The sequence below is a fragment of the Pseudomonas sp. PB105 genome, from assembly GCF_009764655.1.
Taxonomy (GTDB): Bacteria; Pseudomonadota; Gammaproteobacteria; order Pseudomonadales; family Pseudomonadaceae; genus Aquipseudomonas; species Aquipseudomonas cyclaminis.
In genome coordinates, this window is the sequence record NZ_RWIO01000099.1 from 103121 (window position 1) to 120097 (window position 16977).

Genomic DNA, 16977 nt, shown 5'->3' on the forward strand with positions numbered 1-16977 from the left:
ATAGGGCCGGCATGCTTATAATGCGGGCGGGTTCAGAGGGGGAGAGGACGGATGCTGTTACGTGGTCTGACATGGCTGGTGCTGTTTCAGTTGATTGGCACGGCGATCAATCATTTGCTGCTGCCGGTACTGCCGGGGCCGATCATTGGCCTGTTGCTGATGCTGGGTTTCCTGATCTGGCGTGGCGAGGTGGGCGAGCCGCTGAGCCTCGCGGCTGGCAGCCTGTTGCGCTATTTGCCATTGCTGCTGGTGCCGCCGGCAGTCGGGGTGATGGTCTACGCCAAGGACATCGCGGCTGATTTCTGGGCCATTGTCGGCGCGCTGGTGCTGTCACTGGTGATCGCCATGGCTTTTGTGGGCGTGCTGATGCAACAGATGGTCAAGCGCAAGGAGAAGGATCAATGATCTTCGACTGGCATGGCGCGTGGACGGCCGTCATTCATCATCCGCTGTTTGGTATCGGTATTACCCTGGGCGCCTATCAACTGGTGCTCGCGGGGTTCGAGAAAACCCGCTGGATCTTCCTGCAACCGGTGCTGGTCTCAATGCTGCTGGTGATCGGCGTGTTGCTGACCTGCGGCTTGAGCTACGCCGAGTACCGCAAGAGCACCGAAATCATGGGTATTCTGCTGGGGCCTGCCACGGTGGCGCTGGCGGTGCCGCTGTATCTCAATCTGCGGCGCATTCGCCAATTGTTCTGGCCGATTTTTACTACGCTGGTAATAGGCGGCGTTCTGGCTACCGGCCTGTGTGTGCTGCTCGGCTGGTGGTTCGGTGCTGAACACATGATGCTGATGACCATGGCGCCCAAGTCGGTAACCTCGCCGATTGCCATGCTGGTGGCCGAACAGATTGGCGGTGTGGCGGCGCTGGCGGCGGTGTTTGTGCTGATCACGGGTGTCGTGGGGGCGATGGTGGGGCCGGCGCTGCTGTCGCGCCTGGGCGTGCACAGCCCCGAGGCGCGCGGCATGGCGTTGGGCATGACCGCCCACGCCGTCGGCACCTCGGTGGCCCTGCAGGAAAGCGAAGAGTGCGGCGCCTTTGCGGCGCTGGCCATGAGTCTGATGGGCGTGGCCACGGCGGTGTTCCTGCCGTTGGCTGTGTCAGTGATCGTTTAAACCAGGTTTAAGGAAACCTTTATGAGTCTGGCGCTGTTCCCGCTCAATACTGTGCTGTTCCCCGGTTGCACCCTCGACCTGCAAATATTTGAGGCGCGCTATCTGGACATGATCAGTCGTTGCATGAAAAAGGGTGAAGGCTTCGGCGTGGTGTGCATCCTTGACGGCAAGGAAGTGGGCATGGCCCCCGACGGCTATGCGCTGATCGGCTGCGAAGCGCTGATTCGCGACTTCAAGCAACAGGACAATGGCCTGCTGGGGATTCGTGTCGAAGGTGGGCGCCGTTTCCGCGTGCGTGACGCTAACGTGCAGAAGGACCAACTGCTGGTGGCCGACGTGCAATGGCTGGGCGAAAAGCCGGACCAGCCACTGGAGGAAGAGGACGCTGATCTGCTGGCGTTGCTCCAGGCCCTGGCCGAGCATCCCATGGTCGCCTCGCTGGACATGGACGCCAACGCCGATGGCCAGCAAGCCTTGGGCAATCAGTTGGCTTATCTGCTGCCCTTCACCGAGGCTGACAAGATCGACCTGCTGCAGCTCGACGATCCGCAACAGCGGCTGGATGCAATCCAGATGCTGCTCGATGAGCTACAGGGTGAGTTGTTTACCTGAGTTTCGGAATTCACTGGCCAGACTCTCGGAATTTTCCTTCGTTGCGCCTTGGGGCCGACTGAAATAGTCCCCGATCACACACCTTGATCTGGGGATGGGAATGATTCGGCTAACGCAATCGGAAATGGCCACTTGGGACGCCTTTTTTGTCAGCATCACCACGCAACTGATCCGCAAGGATGAAAAGCGCGGCGCTGAATTTATCGCCACGCGCGCCGCAGAGATCGCCGATGAAATGCTCTTGGAGCGGCGCGAGCGTTATACCGAACGCCGCGTCGCGCCAGTCGACTGGATTGGCCCCGCCAAGGGTCAGTAGGCGTACCTGAGCAGTGCGTGGGACGTGCCAGTAAAGGCGATAAACCCAAGAACTGCCACCACGGCCGGTAGCACCAGCCACCAGGCTTTGGCCGGCATCGGCGGCAACGGGCTGCGGTATTGGCTGACCGTCAGGCTGAATGCGCATACGGTCATCGCCAGCAGCGTGCCGGCCAGGATGTCGCTGGGCCAATGAGCGCCCAGGTACACCCGAGACAACGCGATAAATGCGGCGGGAATGCAGCCCAGCAATATCCAGGTCAGGCGCAGCCGTGTCGGTTGGCCGCGTCCGGCCAGCACTGCCAGTGCCAGGAAAAACGCAAAGGCGCCGGAGGCGTGGCCACTGGGCATGCTGAAGCTGGTGAGGGGGTCTGTCAGGATTTCCGGGCGACCACGGGCGAAAAACAACTTGGTCCCGGTGTTGATCACGGCGGCCCCGGCCAGCGTGGCGCCGACAAACAGTGCGTGGCGCCATTGTCGTGCCAGTAACAGCAGGCCGGTGAACACAGCGCTGGCGACGAACATCTTCTTGAACTCACCCAACTGGGTGACCATCACCATGGTTTCATCCAGCCAGGCGCTGCGATGCTCCTGCACCAGCGCGCTCAGACCCTGGTCGAAATCGTTGAGGTGGTGATAGCCGATAAACAGCGCAAGCAAAAGAATCAGACTGGCGCAGCCTGTCCACAGGGTGGCGCGACGATGGCCGCGCAGGCTGCTGTTCAAGGTCAGTCCCAGCAGTACCGCCAGGCAGGCCGTGACAACACCTGCCTCCGGCCAGAAACCTTCCGGCAGCGGCAGGCGGAACGCGGCGCCAGTGGCCCAACCCGGCAGCAAGTAAGCCACCGTCCAGCCAGCAGCGGCAAGAATGCTCACCAGGGCAAAGCGCGGGAACGGCATGTCGCACATGCCAGCCACCATCGGCAGCATCGGGCGCAGGGGGCCGATGAAACGTCCGACCAGCAGGCTGGCGATGCCGTACTTGTGAAAGTAGGTCTCTGCACCATTCATCCATTCGGGGTGGTGGCGCAGGCCGGGCAGGCGCCGGATGTTCTGGTGGAAATGTCGGCCCAGGAAGTAGGAAACTCCATCGCCCAGCAAGCCGCCGAGAAAGCCCAGCAACAGCGTTTCACTCAACGACAGCGCACCGCTGCCGGCCAGCGCCGCAATAGCAAACAGCAACACCGTGCCCGGCACGATCAGCCCGGCGATGGCCAGGCATTCCACGCACGCGACGATAAACACCGCCGCCGCCAGCCATTGCGGGTTGACGGTCAGCCAGCCAGTAATGCTATCGAGCCATTGGCCCATAAAACCTCACTCCCTCTGTGAAATACATAACCCTTAGTCACTGGAAATCAATTGTGGGAGGGGTCTTGCCCCCTCCCACATGGGATCTGCTGTGCTTTCGGTTCTTATGTTCATTCAAATCAAAAAATAATCCCGGCCTTCGACCTGGCCCCGGCGTAGCGGGTTCCGTGTGCAATACGGCGCATAGCCAGCATCGACAAAGCGGTACATCAGGTGTTCATCGCGCCCACTGGGGATGCCCAGGCGGGTTGTCTGGATGATCTGGGTCGGTATCTGGCCCACGTCTTCGACGTAGAGCAGTTCCTCGTCAAAGCGCTTGGCGTCCCACATCGGCACTTTCAGGCCCAGGGCTTTGCACAGCAGGGTCTGGCCGGCACACAGTTTCTGCGTGGGGCGCGGGCTGCCGTCGGCATTCGGGTTGTTCAATAACATCTGCGCCAGGCTGGCCGGGCCGGAGATTTCGTCCACCCACGGATAAGCCGATTTGATCAGCACGGCATTGCCCGGCCCCTGGGCGCTGAAGTTCAAGGAATCGCCGCCACGGGCGTAGTACATGTAGATATGGCCACCATCCAGAAACAAAGCCTTACGCTTTTCTGTGTAGCCCAGTGAGGCGTGGCTGCCTTTTTCGGCCACGTAATAGGCTTCGGTTTCAATAATTCGCGCCGAAAGCCAGATTTCGCCGACGCGATGGCGTATGACTTTTCCGAGCAAGTCGCGCGCAAGCAGTTGCGCATCTCGGTCGAAGAAGCAGTCGGGCAGGGCGCTGGAGGGGAGTTGGGGCATGGCGGTCAGGGGTTAATACGGCTAAATGTGACCGAATAATAACAACTCCCACCTTAATTACCGCTGAACCCCAGGTTTTTACAGTTCATTTCGACCATCCGCCCGTCACCGCTGTCAGTCGGGCGGCGTCACAGCTATAATCTGCCGCTTTCCTCTTTCCCAAGACTCCCTGACCATGACTGAGTCCGTTCTTGACTACATGACCCGCCTGGGTCGCGCTGCCCGTCAGGCCTCGCGGTTGATCGCCCGTGCGAGCACTGCGCAGAAGAACCGTGCCCTGCTGGCTGCCGCCGATGCTCTGGATGCCTCGCGCTCCGAACTCGCCGCCGCCAACGACCTGGACCTGGCCAACGGCCGCGCCAATGGCCTGGAGCCGGCCCTGCTGGACCGCCTGGCGCTGACCCCGGCACGTATCGATGACATGATCGAAGGCTTGCGTCAGGTGGCCAAGCTGCCTGACCCCATCGGTGAAATCCGCGATATGCGTTACCTGCCGTCCGGCATCCAGGTCGGCAAGATGCGCGTGCCACTGGGCGTGATCGGCATCATCTATGAGTCGCGCCCGAACGTGACCATCGACGCCGCGAGCCTGTGCCTCAAGTCCGGCAATGCCACCATCCTGCGTGGCGGTTCCGAGGCAATCAATTCCAACCGCGCCATCGCGACGTGCATCCAGCAAGGCCTGGCCGTGGCCGAACTGCCGGCTGAAGTGGTGCAAGTGGTGGAAACCACCGACCGCGCCGCTGTTGGCGCGCTGATCACCATGCCGGAATTTGTCGACGTGATCGTGCCGCGCGGTGGCAAGAGCCTGATCGAACGTGTCAGCCGTGATGCCAAGGTGCCGGTGATCAAGCACCTGGACGGCGTATGCCACGTGTTCATCGACGTTGCTGCCGATATCGACAAGGCCATCCGCATCGCCGACAACGCCAAGACCCACCGTTACGCCCCGTGCAACACCATGGAAACCCTGCTGGTGCACGTCGGCATTGCCGAACGCGTGCTGCCGCCGCTGGCTGCCATCTACCGCGACAAGGGCGTGGAACTGCGCGGCTGCGAACGCACCCGTGCGTTGCTGGGCGCGGACGTGATCGAAGCGACCGAGCTGGACTGGTACACCGAATACACGGCGCCGATCCTGTCGATCAAGATTGTCGATGACCTGGACGAGGCCATTGAACACATCAATCAATACGGCTCCAAGCACACTGACGCCATTGTCTCCGAGCATTTCAGCGATGCGCGGCGTTTCCTCAACGAAGTGGATTCCGCTTCGGTGATGATCAACGCCTCGACGCGTTTTGCCGACGGCTTCGAATACGGCCTGGGCGCGGAGATCGGCATCTCCACCGACAAGCTCCATGCACGCGGCCCGGTTGGCCTGGAAGGGCTGACCAGCGAGAAGTACGTGGTGTTCGGCGACGGTCATGTGCGCACTTGATGGTTAAACGCATCGGGCTGCTCGGCGGTACTTTCGACCCCGTGCACATCGGCCATTTGCGCAGCGCCCTGGAAGTCGCGGATGCCCTCGCGCTGGACGAGCTGCGCGTGATGCCCAACGCGCGGCCGCCCCATCGCGATACGCCGCAGGTGTCGCCGCAACAACGTCTGGAAATGGTGCGCCTGGCGGTAGAGGGCGTATCGCCGCTGGTGGTGGACGACCGCGAACTCAAACGCGATAAACCGTCCTACACTGTCGACACCCTGGAACTGATGCGCGCCGAGTTGGCCGCAGATGACCAGTTGTTTCTGCTTTTGGGCTGGGACGCATTTTGCGGCCTGCCCTCTTGGCACCGCTGGGAGGAACTCCTCCAGCATTGCCACATCCTGGTTTTGCAACGCCCGGATGCCGACAGCGAACCGCCGGATGCCTTGCGCAACCTGCTGGCCGCGCGGTCGGTAAGTGACCCCTTGGCCCTGACCGGGCCGAACGGGAATATTGCATTCGTCTGGCAGACCCCGCTTGCGGTGTCCGCCACCCAGATCCGTCAACTGCTGGCCAGCGGGAAGTCGGTACGTTTCCTGGTGCCTGACGCGGTCCTGGCCTACATCGATGCGCACGGGCTTTACCGTGCGTCGAACTGAAAAGGCGCGCTTGAACGCACGAACAGTCGTGCAGCGAGCGCCCGAACATACGAGCAAAACGAGTTTTTTATGACGAACAAAGACGTAAGCAAAGTAAAACGCAAAGGCACGTTCAAAAGCGCCCCGCTGCCGGTTGAAGCCCACGTTGGCCCGGAACTGGCTGGCGAAGAGCTGGTAAAAGTCGCCGTTGCCGCCCTGGAAGACGTGAAGGCCCAGGATATCCAGGTCCTGGACGTGCGCGACAAGCAGAGCATCACCGACTTCATGATCATCGCCACCGGTACCTCCAACCGCCAGATCGGCGCGATGCTGGACAAGGTTCGCGAAGCCGTCAAAGCCCAAGGCGTCAAGCCACTGGGTGAAGAAGGCAAGGGCGACAGCGACTGGGTGCTGCTGGACATGGACGATGTGATCGTTCACATGATGACCTCCAACGCCCGTCAGTTCTACGACCTGGAGCGTCTGTGGAAAGGCGCCGAGCAGAGCCGTGCCGCTGATGGCAAGCACCACAGCCCGGAAGTGGGCCACGCGCACTTCGACAAGCTCAACAAAGACCAGGAATAAGGAACGGCTGTGCGCCTGCGTCTGATCGCTGTCGGTTCACGCATGCCCAAGTGGGTGGAAGAAGGCTGGCACGAGTATGCCAAGCGTCTGCCCGCTGAGCTGTCGCTGGAACTGGTGGAAATACCGCTCAACACCCGGGGCAAGAATGCCGACGTGGCGCGCTTTATCCGCCAGGAAGGCGAAGCCATGTTGGCCAAGGTCGGCCCCAATGAGCGCATCGTCACCCTCGAAGTGCACGGCAAACCCTGGAGCACCGAGCAACTGGCGGTGGAACTGGATCGCTGGCGCCTGGACTCGCGCACCGTCAACTTCATGGTCGGTGGCCCGGAAGGGCTGGCGCCGGAAGTCTGCGCGCGGGCGGACCAGCGCTGGTCGCTGTCGGCGCTGACGTTGCCGCACCCGTTGGTAAGGATTCTGATCGGTGAACAGCTGTATCGCGCCTGGACAGTCCTGTCCGGGCACCCTTACCACAAATAATCTGCGCCCCTCCCGATGACCCAGCCGATCCGCATCAAGGACCACGAGAAAGACGCACGTCTTGTACGCGCTCGGGTCGTGTTTGGTGCGATTCTGGTCGTCGGGCTGATGTGTGTGCTGATCGCCCGCCTGTATTTCCTGCAGGTGATCCAGTACGAGTATCACTCCACGCTGTCGGAAAACAACCGGGTGCATGTGCAGCCGATTCCGCCGACCCGTGGGCTGATTTTCGACCGCAATGGCGTGGTGGTCGCGGACAACCGGCCCAGCTTCAGCCTGAGCATGACCCGCGAGCGTTCCGGTGACTGGCAGCAAGTCCTTGATGTCATCGTCGAAGTCTTGCAATTGACGCCGGAAGACCGGGTGGTCTTCGAAAAACGCATGAGGCAGGGACGTCGGCCATTCGAGCCGGTGCCGATCCTGTTCGAGCTGACCGAAGAGCAGATCGCCCGTATCGCGGTGAACCAGTTCCGTTTGCCAGGTGTGGAAGTGGTGGCACAGTTGGTGCGTCATTACCCACAGGGTGCGCACTTTGCGCATTCGGTCGGCTACATGGGGCGGATCAACGAGAAAGAGCTCAAGAGTCTCGACCCGGTCAACTACAGCGGCACCCACCATATCGGCAAGACCGGCATCGAGCGTTTCTACGAGCCGGAACTGCACGGCCAGGTGGGTTACGAAGAAGTCGAGACCAACGCCCGTGGCCGCGTGTTGCGTGTGCTCAAGCGCACCGATCCGATTCCCGGCAAAGACATTGTGTTGAGCCTGGACATCAAGCTGCAGGAAGCGGCGGAGATGGCATTGGGCGGGCGGCGCGGCGCCGTGGTGGCGCTGGACCCGAAAACCGGCGAAGTCCTGGCCATGGTCAGCCAGCCGAGTTTCGACCCTAACCTGTTTGTCACCGGGATCAGCTTCAAGGCCTACGCCGAGTTGCGTGACTCCATCGACCGACCGCTGTTCAACCGCGTACTGCGCGGCCTGTACCCACCGGGTTCGACCATCAAGCCCGCGGTAGCGATTGCGGGCCTGGACGCGGGTGTGGTCACGGCCTCCAGCCGTGTGTTCGACCCGGGCTACTACATGCTGCCCAACTACGATCACAAATACCGTAACTGGAACCGTACCGGTGACGGCTATGTCGACCTGGACACCGCGATCATGCGGTCCAACGACACCTATTTCTACGACCTGGCCCACAAGCTCGGGATCGACCGCTTGTCTGACTATATGGGCAAGTTCGGCCTGGGTCAGAAGGTTTCCCTGGATATGTTCGAAGAATCTCCTGGCCTGATGCCATCGCGGGAGTGGAAGCGTGCGACCCGTCGTCAGGCGTGGTTCCCGGGTGAAACCCTGATCCTCGGTATCGGCCAGGGCTATATGCAGGCCACGCCCTTGCAGTTGGCCCAGGCCACGGCGCTGGTGGCCAACAAAGGCATCTGGAACCGTCCGCACCTGGCCAAGACCATCGAAGGCGAGAAGCCGGTGGATGACAACCCGATCCCGGATATCGTGCTGCGCGACCCGTCGGACTGGACCAAGGTCAACCATGGCATGCAGCAAGTGATGCACGGCGCCCGTGGCACTGCGCGCAAGGCCGCCGTCGGCGCGCAGTACCGCATTGCCGGCAAGAGCGGTACGGCCCAGGTGGTCGCGATCAAGCAGGGCGAAAAATACGACCGCTCCAAGGTCCAGGAACGCCACCGCGACCACGCCTTGTTTGTCGGCTTTGCTCCGGCAGACGACCCGAAAATCGTCGTGGCCGTGATGGTGGAGAACGGCGAGTCCGGCTCCGGTGTTGCAGCGCCTGTGGTGCGCCAGGTGATGGACGCCTGGTTGCTGGCCGACGACGGCAGGCTCAAGCCCGAATATGGCGGCCCCCCTTCAAACACAGAGGTTACGGCCAGTGAAGAGTAATTTTGACCGCATACTCTCCAGTGAGGATGTGATGCGTCGCCGTGCGACGTTGCTGCAGCGCATGCACATTGATGGCCCGTTGCTGATCCTGCTGCTGACCCTGGCCGCCGGCAGCCTGTTCGTGTTGTATTCGGCCAGCGGCAAGAACTGGGACTTGCTGATCAAGCAGGCGTCGTCGTTTGGCCTGGGCCTGCTGTCCATGGTGGTGATCGCCCAGCTGGAGCCGCGTTTCATGGCGCGTTGGGTGCCGCTCGGCTACGTCGCCGGGGTATTGCTGCTGGTGGTGGTGGATGTGATGGGCCACAACGCCATGGGCGCGACCCGCTGGATCAACATTCCGGGGGTGATTCGCTTCCAGCCGTCGGAATTCATGAAGATCCTGATGCCGGCCACCATCGCCTGGTATCTGTCCAAGCGCACTTTGCCGCCGCAGCTTAAACACGTGGGCATCAGCCTGATCCTGATCGGCGTACCGTTCATCCTGATCGTGCGCCAACCGGATCTCGGCACCTCGCTGCTGATCCTGGCCGGTGGTGCGTTCGTGCTGTTCATGGGTGGGTTGCGCTGGCGCTGGATCCTCAGCGTGCTGGCCGCGGCCGTACCGGTGGCAGTAGCGATGTGGTTCTTCTTTATGCACGATTACCAAAAGCAACGGATCCTCACGTTTCTCGACCCGGAAAGCGATCCGCTCGGCACCGGCTGGAACATCATCCAGTCCAAGGCCGCCATCGGTTCCGGCGGCGTGTTTGGCAAGGGTTGGTTGCTGGGCACCCAGTCGCACTTGGACTTTTTGCCAGAGAGCCACACCGACTTCATTATTGCGGTGATGGGCGAAGAGTTCGGCCTGGTGGGCATCTGCGCGCTATTGCTGATCTATTTGCTGCTGATCGGGCGTGGCCTGGTGATCACCGCACAGGCGCAGACGCTGTTCGGCAAATTGCTCGCAGGCGCCTTGACCATGACTTTTTTTGTTTACGTTTTCGTCAACATCGGTATGGTCAGTGGCCTGCTGCCGGTGGTTGGGGTGCCGTTGCCGTTCATTAGCTACGGCGGAACTTCGCTGGTGACATTGCTGTCAGCGTTTGGGGTTTTGATGTCGATTCATACGCATCGCAAGTGGATCGCACAGGTTTGAATAAGGTGAAGATGTCAATGCAAGTAATGCGCGGCTGGGCGACTCGGCATGCGTCCTGGATGGGCCTGATTGGGCTGCTGGGTGCAACGCAGGAGGCGCAGGCCGGTGACTACGATGGTTCACCTCAGGTCGCCGAATTTGTCGGTGAGATGACCCGCGACTACGGTTTCGCCGGTGAACAGCTGATGGGCGTGTTCCGCGAAGCCCAGAAAAAGCAGGCGATCCTCGACGCCATCTCCCGCCCCGCCGAACGTGTGAAGCAGTGGAAGGAATATCGCCCGATGTTCCTCACCGACGCCCGCGTGGCACGTGGTGTGGATTTCTGGCGCCAGCATGAAGCCGTGCTGGCTCGCGCCGAGCAGGAATATGGCGTGCCGGCCCAGGTGATTGTCGCGATCATCGGCATTGAAACCTTTTACGGGCGTAATACCGGCAGCTATCGGGTGATCGACGCCTTGTCGACCCTGGGCTTCGATTACCCGCCCCGCGCCGACTTCTTCCGCAAGGAGCTGCGCGAATTCCTGCTGCTGGCCCGTGAAGAGCAGGTCGATCCACTGACCCTCAAAGGCTCCTACGCCGGGGCGATGGGCTTGCCGCAGTTCATGCCGAGCAGTTTTCGCGCCTACGCCGTGGATTTCGACGGCGACGGCCACATCAACATCTGGAGCAATCCCGACGACGCCATCGGCAGCGTGGCCAGCTACTTCAAACGCCACGGCTGGGTGGGTGGCGAGCCGGTGGTGATCCGCGCCGATGTCAGCGGGGAGCGTGCCGATGAAGGCCTCACCCAGGGCATCGAGCCGGCCAAGACGGTCGGGGAGTTGCGGGCGCTGGGCTGGTCGAGTCAGAATGCGCCACGCGATGACATGCCGGTCACGGCGTTCCGCCTGGAAGGCGAAAATGGCCCTGAATACTGGATGGGCCTGAAGAATTTCTACGCGATCACGCGTTATAACCGCAGTGTGATGTACGCCATGGCCGTGCATCAGCTGTCAGACATGCTGGTCCAAGCACGGGGCAACAAGTAATGCGGGCATCGCCGTTCAATCAACCGCTCAAGCTGGTGGCGTTCGCCGCGTTGTCCCTGCTGGTCGTCAGTTGTTCCACCAGCCGTGGCCCGGCAACCCAGAAGCCCGGCGGCACCGCCGTGCGTTCCCAGCCGGGCCTGGACATCAACCGCGCCCACAAAGACGGCGCGCCGTGGTGGGATGTCGACGTGTCGAAGATCCCGGACGCCACGCCCACCCTGCACACCGGCCCGTACAAGGCCAACCCCTACACCGTGCTGGGTAAGTCCTACTTTCCGCTACAGGAATCCAAGACCTACGTGCAATCGGGCACGGCGTCCTGGTACGGCACCAAGTTCCATGGCCAGAACACGGCCAACGGCGAGGTCTATGACCTGTATGGCATGAGCGCAGCGCATAAAACCCTGCCGCTGCCCAGCTATGTACGGGTGACCAACCTGGATAACAATCGCACGGTGATCCTGCGGGTCAACGACCGTGGGCCGTTCTATTCGGACCGCATCATCGACTTGTCCTATGCCGCCGCGAAAAAACTCGGCTATGCCGAAACCGGCACCGCACGGGTCAAGGTCGAAGGCATCGACCCTGCGCAATACTGGGCTCAGCGTGGCAAGCCTGCGCCGTTGATGCTCAACGAGCCGCAGAGTGCGCAGCCGCAAGTGACGGCGTCCACCGGCAAGATCGAACAGTGGACACCGCCCCCGCAGCAGCACGCGCCGGACACGGTGGTCGTGCCCCATGCAGCGCCAGGCGCCGCGGTCGCCGGCGGGCAATACCTGCAGGTGGGCGCTTTCGCCAACCCGGATGCGGCAGAACTGTTAAGGTCCAAGCTCAGCGGCATGGTCAACGCACCGGTCTTTATCAGCTCCATCGTGCGTAACCAGCAGACCCTGCACCGCGTGCGCATGGGCCCGATCGGCTCCCCGAGCGAAGTCGCGCAAGTACAGAACAGCGTGCGTCTGGCCAATCTGGGGCAACCCAGCGTGGTCACCGCCGAGTAACAAGGGATTGATGGCTCAGGCCCGTACGCGGGTTTGGGCCGTGGTTGTTGGCTCGTTGAACAATAAAAACCCAGGGGCAAGGGGTGAGCGGGCAACCGAACACGTGACAGTCTGGTAGCGGGCTGTCTGAATAAGTTTTGCCCGCGAGGGCAAGTTTCCATAAGCAATTTCGAGAGACGGATGAACATCACCACCTTAGCCAAACGCACGTGCCTGCTTATCTCGCTGATCATCACCCCGGCCGCCTGGGCGGTTGAAATGGTGCCGGCTTCACCGCAACTGGCCGCCAAGGCCTGGGTCCTGATGGACGCTGCCAGCGGCAACGTGCTGGTCGAGAGCAACGGTGACCAACGCCTGCCACCGGCCAGCCTGACCAAGCTGATGACCGCCTACATCGCGACCCTGGAAATCCGTCGCGGCCAGATCGGTGAGAACGACCCGGTGACCGTCAGCGAAAACGCCTGGCGGACCGGCGGCTCGCGCATGTTCATCAAGGTGGGCTCGCAAGTCACCGTGAGCGACCTGCTGCACGGCATCATCATCCAGTCCGGTAACGACGCCAGCGTAGCCTTGGCCGAGCACATCGCGGGCAGCGAAGACGCGTTCGCCGACATGATGAACAAAACCGTGGCCGACCTGGGCATGACCAACAGCCACTTCATGAACCCGACCGGCCTGCCGAACCCAGAGCACTATTCGTCGGCTCACGACATGGCGATCCTGGCGCGCGCGATCATTCGTGTCGACCCGGTGCACTACGCGATCTACTCCCAGAAGGAGTTCTTCTGGAACAACATCAAGCAGCCTAACCGCAACCTGCTGCTGTGGCGCGACAAGACCGTCGATGGCCTGAAAACCGGTCACACCGACGAAGCCGGCTACTGCATGGTGTCGTCCGCCGTACGTGATGGCCAGCGCCTGATCGCCGTCGTGTTCGGTACCAACAGTGAGCAGGCCCGTGCGGCCGAGACGCAAAAACTGCTGACCTACGGTTTCCGCTTCTTCGAAACCCAGACCTTCTACCAGAAGGGTGCTGAACTGGCGACCGCGCCGGTATGGAAGGGCGCGACTTCCCAGGTCAAGGCCGGCCTGGCTGAAGACCTGACCCTGACCATGCCTAAAGGCCAGCTGAAAAAGCTCGCTGCCAGCATGACCATGAACCCGCAATTGGTTGCCCCAATCGCCAAGGGCGACGTGATCGGTAAAGTCGAAGTGAAACTGGACGACAAGGTGGTGCACAGCGCCGACCTGATCGCGCTGGACGCTGTCGACGAAGGTGGTATCTTCCGCCGCGTGTGGGATAGCATCCGTCTATTCTTCTACGGCTTGTTCAACTGATTGTGTGCACCTGCAAAGCCCCGCGTTGATCCGACGCGAGGCTTTGCTGTCGCCACGGCTTACCGCTTACGAGGCCGTTACGCCATGACCGATAAAGAAGTAAAGGCGCCAAAGATCGAATTCCCAGTGACGGATTATCCCGTCAAGGTGATCAGCGATACCGGTGTAGGCAACAAAGACAAGATCATCGATATCGTGCGTAAACACGCGACGATCAACGATAACCGGGTGGACGAACGTTCCAGCACCAACGGTAAATACACCACGATCCAGTTGCACATCGTTGCGACTGATCAAGACCAGCTCTACAACATCAACAGTGAACTGCGGGCCACCGGCTTCGTGCACATGGTGCTGTGATGTCACAGGTCCTGGGCTTTCGCGAGCTCGGCCAGATGGCCTACGAGCCTGTCTGGCACGCCATGCAGCGGTTCACCAACGAGCGCGGCACCTCGACACCCGATGAGGTCTGGCTGGTGGAACACCCGCCGGTGTTCACCCAGGGCCAGGCCGGCAAGGCCGAGCATTTGCTGCTGCCGGGAGATATTCCGGTGGTGCAGGTCGACCGAGGTGGCCAAGTGACTTACCATGGCCCCGGTCAACTGGTCGCTTATCTCTTGCTGGATGTGCGCAAGCTGGGATTTGGCGTGCGCGATCTGGTCAGCCGTATAGAGGCTTGCCTGATCGAGCTGCTGGCCAGTTATGGCGTGACCGCTGCGGCCAAGGCTGATGCTCCTGGCGTGTATGTGGAGGGCGCGAAAATCGCCTCCCTGGGGCTGCGCATTCGTCACGGATGTTCCTTTCATGGCCTGGCCTTGAACGTGGACATGGACCTGGCGCCGTTCCGGCGGATCAACCCGTGCGGCTACGCCGGGTTGGCGATGACCCAGTTGAGCGAACACGCCACACCGATTAAATTTGCCGAGGTAAGTGCCCGGCTGCGCGCGCAGCTCGTCAAACACCTCGACTATGCTGAGCAGACGACCCTTACGGGCGGAATCGACTGATTATGACTACTGATGCAGTGCAAACCATGATCCCGACGCTGGACGTCACCGAACGTCCGGCCCCGGCCCCGCGTGCCAAGGTGGAAGCCGGCGTCAAGCTGCGCGGCGCCGAGAAGGTTGCACGCATCCCGGTGAAGATCATTCCGACTACCGAACTGCCGAAGAAACCCGACTGGATCCGCGTGCGCATCCCGGTTTCGCCGGAAGTCGACCGTATCAAGGCCCTGCTGCGCAAACACAAGCTGCACAGCGTGTGCGAAGAAGCGTCCTGCCCGAACCTGGGTGAGTGCTTCTCTGGCGGCACCGCCACCTTCATGATCATGGGTGACATCTGCACCCGTCGTTGCCCGTTCTGCGACGTCGGCCACGGTCGTCCGAAGCCACTGGACGTCAACGAACCGGAAAGCCTGGCCATCGCCATCGCCGACCTGAAACTCAAATACGTAGTGATCACCTCGGTAGACCGCGACGACCTGCGTGACGGAGGCGCCCAGCACTTTGCCGACTGCATCCGCGAAATCCGCAAACTGTCGCCGAACGTGATGCTCGAAACCCTGGTTCCGGACTACCGTGGCCGGATGGACGTGGCGCTGGAAATCACCGCCGCCGAGCCGCCGGATGTGTTCAACCACAATCTGGAAACCGTGCCACGCCTGTACAAGGCTGCGCGTCCGGGTTCGGACTACCAGTGGTCGCTGACCCTGCTGCAGAAATTCAAGCAGATGATGCCGCACATCCCGACCAAGTCCGGCCTGATGCTGGGCCTGGGCGAAACCGACGAAGAAGTCATCGAAGTCATGAAGCGCATGCGCGAACACGACATCGACATGCTGACCCTCGGCCAGTACCTGCAACCGTCGCGCAGCCACTTGCCGGTACAACGTTTCGTGCACCCGGACGTCTTCGCCTGGTTCGCCGAGGAAGGCTACAAGATGGGCTTCAAGAACGTCGCCTCCGGCCCGCTGGTTCGTTCTTCGTACCACGCTGATGAGCAGGCCAAGCTGGTCAAGGCAAGCCTGGTCTCGTAATACAGATGTGGGAGGGGGCTTGCCCCCGATTGCGGTGTGTCAGTCGCTACCTGTGCTGGCTGATCCACCGCTATCGGGGGCAAACCCCCTCCCACATTTTTTTGCGCGTTAACTAGGGAGAGTTGTGTATGACTGCAGCCGTTCCAGCCCTTCGTTCCGAAGGCACCATCGCCCTGATCGCCCCCGCCGGCCCCGCCGCATTGGACGTTGAAAAGGCCGGGCAATGGATGCGCACGCGCGGCTACGACCTGCGAATTTTCCCCGGCGTCTATGAGCGCGACGGCTACCTCGCCGGTAGCGATAAAGTCCGCCTCAACGATCTGCACGCCGCCTTCGCCAATCCCGATATCGATGCCATCTTCTGCCTGCGCGGCGGCTATGGCACGCCACGATTGCTGGACGCGCTCGACTTCGACCTGATCCGCGCCAACCCCAAGCCGTTTGTAGGCTATAGCGACATCACCGCCCTGCATCTGGCGATCAACCGTTACGCTGGCTTCGTGACCTTCCACGGCCCGATGCTCAATGCCGACCTGCTCGGTAACAAGCAGCCACCGACCGAGTCCTCCCTGTTCAGCCTGCTGCGTGGTCAGCTCGGCGCTGGCAGCGTGCTTGCACACCCGGTGGCCTTCCCGCTGACCACCATCGCGCCTGGCATCGCCTGTGGGCGCTTGCTGGGGGGCAACCTGTCGATGATCGCGGCGGTGATGGGCACGCCTTTCGAGCTGGACGCTGAAGGCATCATCCTGTTTATCGAGGACGTCAACGAACCGATCTACCGTATCGACCGCTTGCTCACGCACCTGCGCCTGGCGGGCAAGCTGGCCCTGGTCGCCGGTGTGCTGGTCGGGGATGTGGCGGGGGTGGATAACGCTGCGCTGGAGCGCTTGCTGACGCAGACCTTCGAACCTTTGGGCATTCCAGTATTGTCCGGCTGGCGCAGCGGGCATTGCGATCCGAACCTGACGCTGCCGATGGGCGCATTGGTGCGGCTGGATGCGGGGGAACAGCAGGTGGTGTTGGAGCAGGATGTGGTGTTCAAAACCTGAATCTGTGGGTGGCTGCTCAACCCGCAATTGGGGGTAAGCCCCCTCCCACACTTGAATGTATTCACAAATCAAAATGTGGGAAGGGGCTTGAACTGGTCAAGTAATCTTGGACACCGATTACGGTTCACGCCGCCAACCTTTCCTTCATGACCGGCGACCGGTAGTCGTTGTAGCTGTGAGGCCTGCTGATGTTGTAGCGAGAGACATAG

The 16977-nt window shown here is 61.4% G+C and carries 19 protein-coding genes; 17 read left to right on the plus strand and 2 right to left on the minus strand.

The genetic code is table 11. The features are described from left to right. Window positions 1-51: 51 nt before the first annotated feature. The 4 genes from EJD88_RS26845 to EJD88_RS26860 all read left to right on the plus strand — a co-directional run bounded on the left by EJD88_RS26845 (window position 52) and on the right by EJD88_RS26860 (window position 2046). A complete protein-coding gene (locus EJD88_RS26845; RefSeq protein WP_032884588.1) occupies window positions 52-405 on the plus strand; it encodes a CidA/LrgA family protein in 354 nt (117 codons plus the stop codon). Continuing rightward, entirely contained in the window at window positions 402-1118 is a 717-nt protein-coding gene (locus EJD88_RS26850) for an LrgB family protein (protein WP_017735619.1), read from the plus strand. Before EJD88_RS26845 ends, EJD88_RS26850 begins: the two co-directional genes overlap by 4 nt. 21 nt (window positions 1119-1139) lie before the next feature. Further along, complete coding sequence (locus EJD88_RS26855; RefSeq protein WP_158879378.1) at window positions 1140-1730, plus strand: LON peptidase substrate-binding domain-containing protein; 591 nt, start codon at window positions 1140-1142, stop codon at window positions 1728-1730. Between the two features lie 100 nt (window positions 1731-1830). Then, on the plus strand, window positions 1831-2046 hold the full coding sequence (locus tag EJD88_RS26860) for a hypothetical protein (protein WP_099584827.1): 216 nt from the start codon (window positions 1831-1833) through the stop codon (window positions 2044-2046). Here EJD88_RS26860 and EJD88_RS26865 read toward each other — a convergent pair. Beyond that, window positions 2040-3356 (minus strand): bifunctional DedA family/phosphatase PAP2 family protein, encoded by a 1317-nt coding sequence (locus tag EJD88_RS26865; RefSeq protein ID WP_112196846.1) that lies wholly within the window; start codon window positions 3354-3356, stop codon window positions 2040-2042. The genes EJD88_RS26860 and EJD88_RS26865 overlap by 7 nt on opposite strands. Before the next feature lie 114 nt (window positions 3357-3470). Continuing rightward, window positions 3471-4142: a DNA-3-methyladenine glycosylase gene (locus EJD88_RS26870; protein ID WP_158879379.1), complete on the minus strand. Its 672-nt coding sequence runs from the start codon at window positions 4140-4142 to the stop codon at window positions 3471-3473. Between the two features lie 175 nt (window positions 4143-4317). Here EJD88_RS26870 and EJD88_RS26875 point away from each other — a divergent pair, with 175 nt between their 5' ends. From EJD88_RS26875 to EJD88_RS26935, 13 genes are all read left to right on the plus strand, one after another. Further along, window positions 4318-5583 carry a glutamate-5-semialdehyde dehydrogenase gene (locus EJD88_RS26875; protein WP_158879380.1) on the plus strand — a complete coding sequence of 422 codons (1266 nt, stop codon included), beginning with the start codon at window positions 4318-4320 and terminating at the stop codon, window positions 5581-5583. After that, window positions 5583-6227, plus strand: a complete 645-nt coding sequence (nadD, locus tag EJD88_RS26880; protein ID WP_099584669.1) for a nicotinate-nucleotide adenylyltransferase — start codon at window positions 5583-5585, stop codon at window positions 6225-6227. Before EJD88_RS26875 ends, nadD begins: the two co-directional genes overlap by 1 nt. A 69-nt stretch (window positions 6228-6296) precedes the next feature. Next, window positions 6297-6791, plus strand: coding sequence for a ribosome silencing factor (gene rsfS / locus EJD88_RS26885; RefSeq protein ID WP_003176298.1), 495 nt, complete (start codon window positions 6297-6299; stop codon window positions 6789-6791). Window positions 6792-6800: 9 nt separating this feature from the next. Continuing rightward, window positions 6801-7268, plus strand: a complete 468-nt coding sequence (gene rlmH, locus EJD88_RS26890) for a 23S rRNA (pseudouridine(1915)-N(3))-methyltransferase RlmH (protein WP_003176297.1) — start codon at window positions 6801-6803, stop codon at window positions 7266-7268. A gap of 15 nt (window positions 7269-7283) precedes the next feature. Continuing rightward, window positions 7284-9182 carry a penicillin-binding protein 2 gene (gene mrdA / locus EJD88_RS26895; RefSeq protein ID WP_099584670.1) on the plus strand — a complete coding sequence of 633 codons (1899 nt, stop codon included), beginning with the start codon at window positions 7284-7286 and terminating at the stop codon, window positions 9180-9182. Window positions 9183-9213: 31 nt separating this feature from the next. Further along, entirely contained in the window at window positions 9214-10317 is a 1104-nt protein-coding gene (gene rodA, locus EJD88_RS26900; protein WP_042570827.1) for a rod shape-determining protein RodA, read from the plus strand. Window positions 10318-10334: 17 nt separating this feature from the next. Further along, the gene (gene mltB / locus EJD88_RS26905; RefSeq protein ID WP_032884595.1) at window positions 10335-11345 is read left to right on the plus strand and encodes a lytic murein transglycosylase B; all 1011 of its coding nucleotides are present in this window, start codon (window positions 10335-10337) and stop codon (window positions 11343-11345) included. After that, window positions 11345-12346, plus strand: coding sequence for a septal ring lytic transglycosylase RlpA family protein (locus EJD88_RS26910; protein ID WP_099584671.1), 1002 nt, complete (start codon window positions 11345-11347; stop codon window positions 12344-12346). Before mltB ends, EJD88_RS26910 begins: the two co-directional genes overlap by 1 nt. Window positions 12347-12526: 180 nt before the next feature. Further along, the gene (locus EJD88_RS26915) at window positions 12527-13684 is read left to right on the plus strand and encodes a D-alanyl-D-alanine carboxypeptidase family protein (protein WP_099584672.1); all 1158 of its coding nucleotides are present in this window, start codon (window positions 12527-12529) and stop codon (window positions 13682-13684) included. A gap of 84 nt (window positions 13685-13768) precedes the next feature. Beyond that, entirely contained in the window at window positions 13769-14044 is a 276-nt protein-coding gene (locus EJD88_RS26920; protein WP_099584673.1) for a DUF493 domain-containing protein, read from the plus strand. Beyond that, window positions 14044-14691, plus strand: coding sequence for a lipoyl(octanoyl) transferase LipB (lipB, locus tag EJD88_RS26925; protein ID WP_158879381.1), 648 nt, complete (start codon window positions 14044-14046; stop codon window positions 14689-14691). The genes EJD88_RS26920 and lipB overlap by 1 nt, the downstream gene beginning before the upstream one ends. A gap of 26 nt (window positions 14692-14717) precedes the next feature. After that, window positions 14718-15719, plus strand: a complete 1002-nt coding sequence (gene lipA, locus EJD88_RS26930; protein WP_160385010.1) for a lipoyl synthase — start codon at window positions 14718-14720, stop codon at window positions 15717-15719. 128 nt (window positions 15720-15847) lie between these two features. Next, complete coding sequence (locus tag EJD88_RS26935; RefSeq protein WP_158879382.1) at window positions 15848-16768, plus strand: LD-carboxypeptidase; 921 nt, start codon at window positions 15848-15850, stop codon at window positions 16766-16768. Window positions 16769-16977 lie beyond the last annotated feature (209 nt).

Bases quoted from the DNA above. Each gene is read 5' to 3' on its own strand.
- EJD88_RS26845 (WP_032884588.1), top strand. From the start codon at position 52: ATGCTGTTACGTGGTCTGACATGGCTGGTGCTGTTTCAGTTGATTGGC.
- EJD88_RS26850 (WP_017735619.1), top strand. From the start codon at position 402: ATGATCTTCGACTGGCATGGCGCGTGGACGGCCGTCATTCATCATCCG.
- EJD88_RS26855 (WP_158879378.1), top strand. From the start codon at position 1,140: ATGAGTCTGGCGCTGTTCCCGCTCAATACTGTGCTGTTCCCCGGTTGC.
- EJD88_RS26860 (WP_099584827.1), top strand. From the start codon at position 1,831: ATGATTCGGCTAACGCAATCGGAAATGGCCACTTGGGACGCCTTTTTT.
- EJD88_RS26865 (WP_112196846.1), bottom strand. From the start codon at position 3,356: ATGGGCCAATGGCTCGATAGCATTACTGGCTGGCTGACCGTCAACCCG.
- EJD88_RS26870 (WP_158879379.1), bottom strand. From the start codon at position 4,142: ATGCCCCAACTCCCCTCCAGCGCCCTGCCCGACTGCTTCTTCGACCGA.
- EJD88_RS26875 (WP_158879380.1), top strand. From the start codon at position 4,318: ATGACTGAGTCCGTTCTTGACTACATGACCCGCCTGGGTCGCGCTGCC.
- nadD (WP_099584669.1), top strand. From the start codon at position 5,583: ATGGTTAAACGCATCGGGCTGCTCGGCGGTACTTTCGACCCCGTGCAC.
- rsfS (WP_003176298.1), top strand. From the start codon at position 6,297: ATGACGAACAAAGACGTAAGCAAAGTAAAACGCAAAGGCACGTTCAAA.
- mrdA (WP_099584670.1), top strand. From the start codon at position 7,284: ATGACCCAGCCGATCCGCATCAAGGACCACGAGAAAGACGCACGTCTT.
- rodA (WP_042570827.1), top strand. From the start codon at position 9,214: ATGCGTCGCCGTGCGACGTTGCTGCAGCGCATGCACATTGATGGCCCG.
- mltB (WP_032884595.1), top strand. From the start codon at position 10,335: ATGCAAGTAATGCGCGGCTGGGCGACTCGGCATGCGTCCTGGATGGGC.
- EJD88_RS26910 (WP_099584671.1), top strand. From the start codon at position 11,345: ATGCGGGCATCGCCGTTCAATCAACCGCTCAAGCTGGTGGCGTTCGCC.
- EJD88_RS26915 (WP_099584672.1), top strand. From the start codon at position 12,527: ATGAACATCACCACCTTAGCCAAACGCACGTGCCTGCTTATCTCGCTG.
- EJD88_RS26920 (WP_099584673.1), top strand. From the start codon at position 13,769: ATGACCGATAAAGAAGTAAAGGCGCCAAAGATCGAATTCCCAGTGACG.
- lipB (WP_158879381.1), top strand. From the start codon at position 14,044: ATGTCACAGGTCCTGGGCTTTCGCGAGCTCGGCCAGATGGCCTACGAG.
- lipA (WP_160385010.1), top strand. From the start codon at position 14,718: ATGATCCCGACGCTGGACGTCACCGAACGTCCGGCCCCGGCCCCGCGT.
- EJD88_RS26935 (WP_158879382.1), top strand. From the start codon at position 15,848: ATGACTGCAGCCGTTCCAGCCCTTCGTTCCGAAGGCACCATCGCCCTG.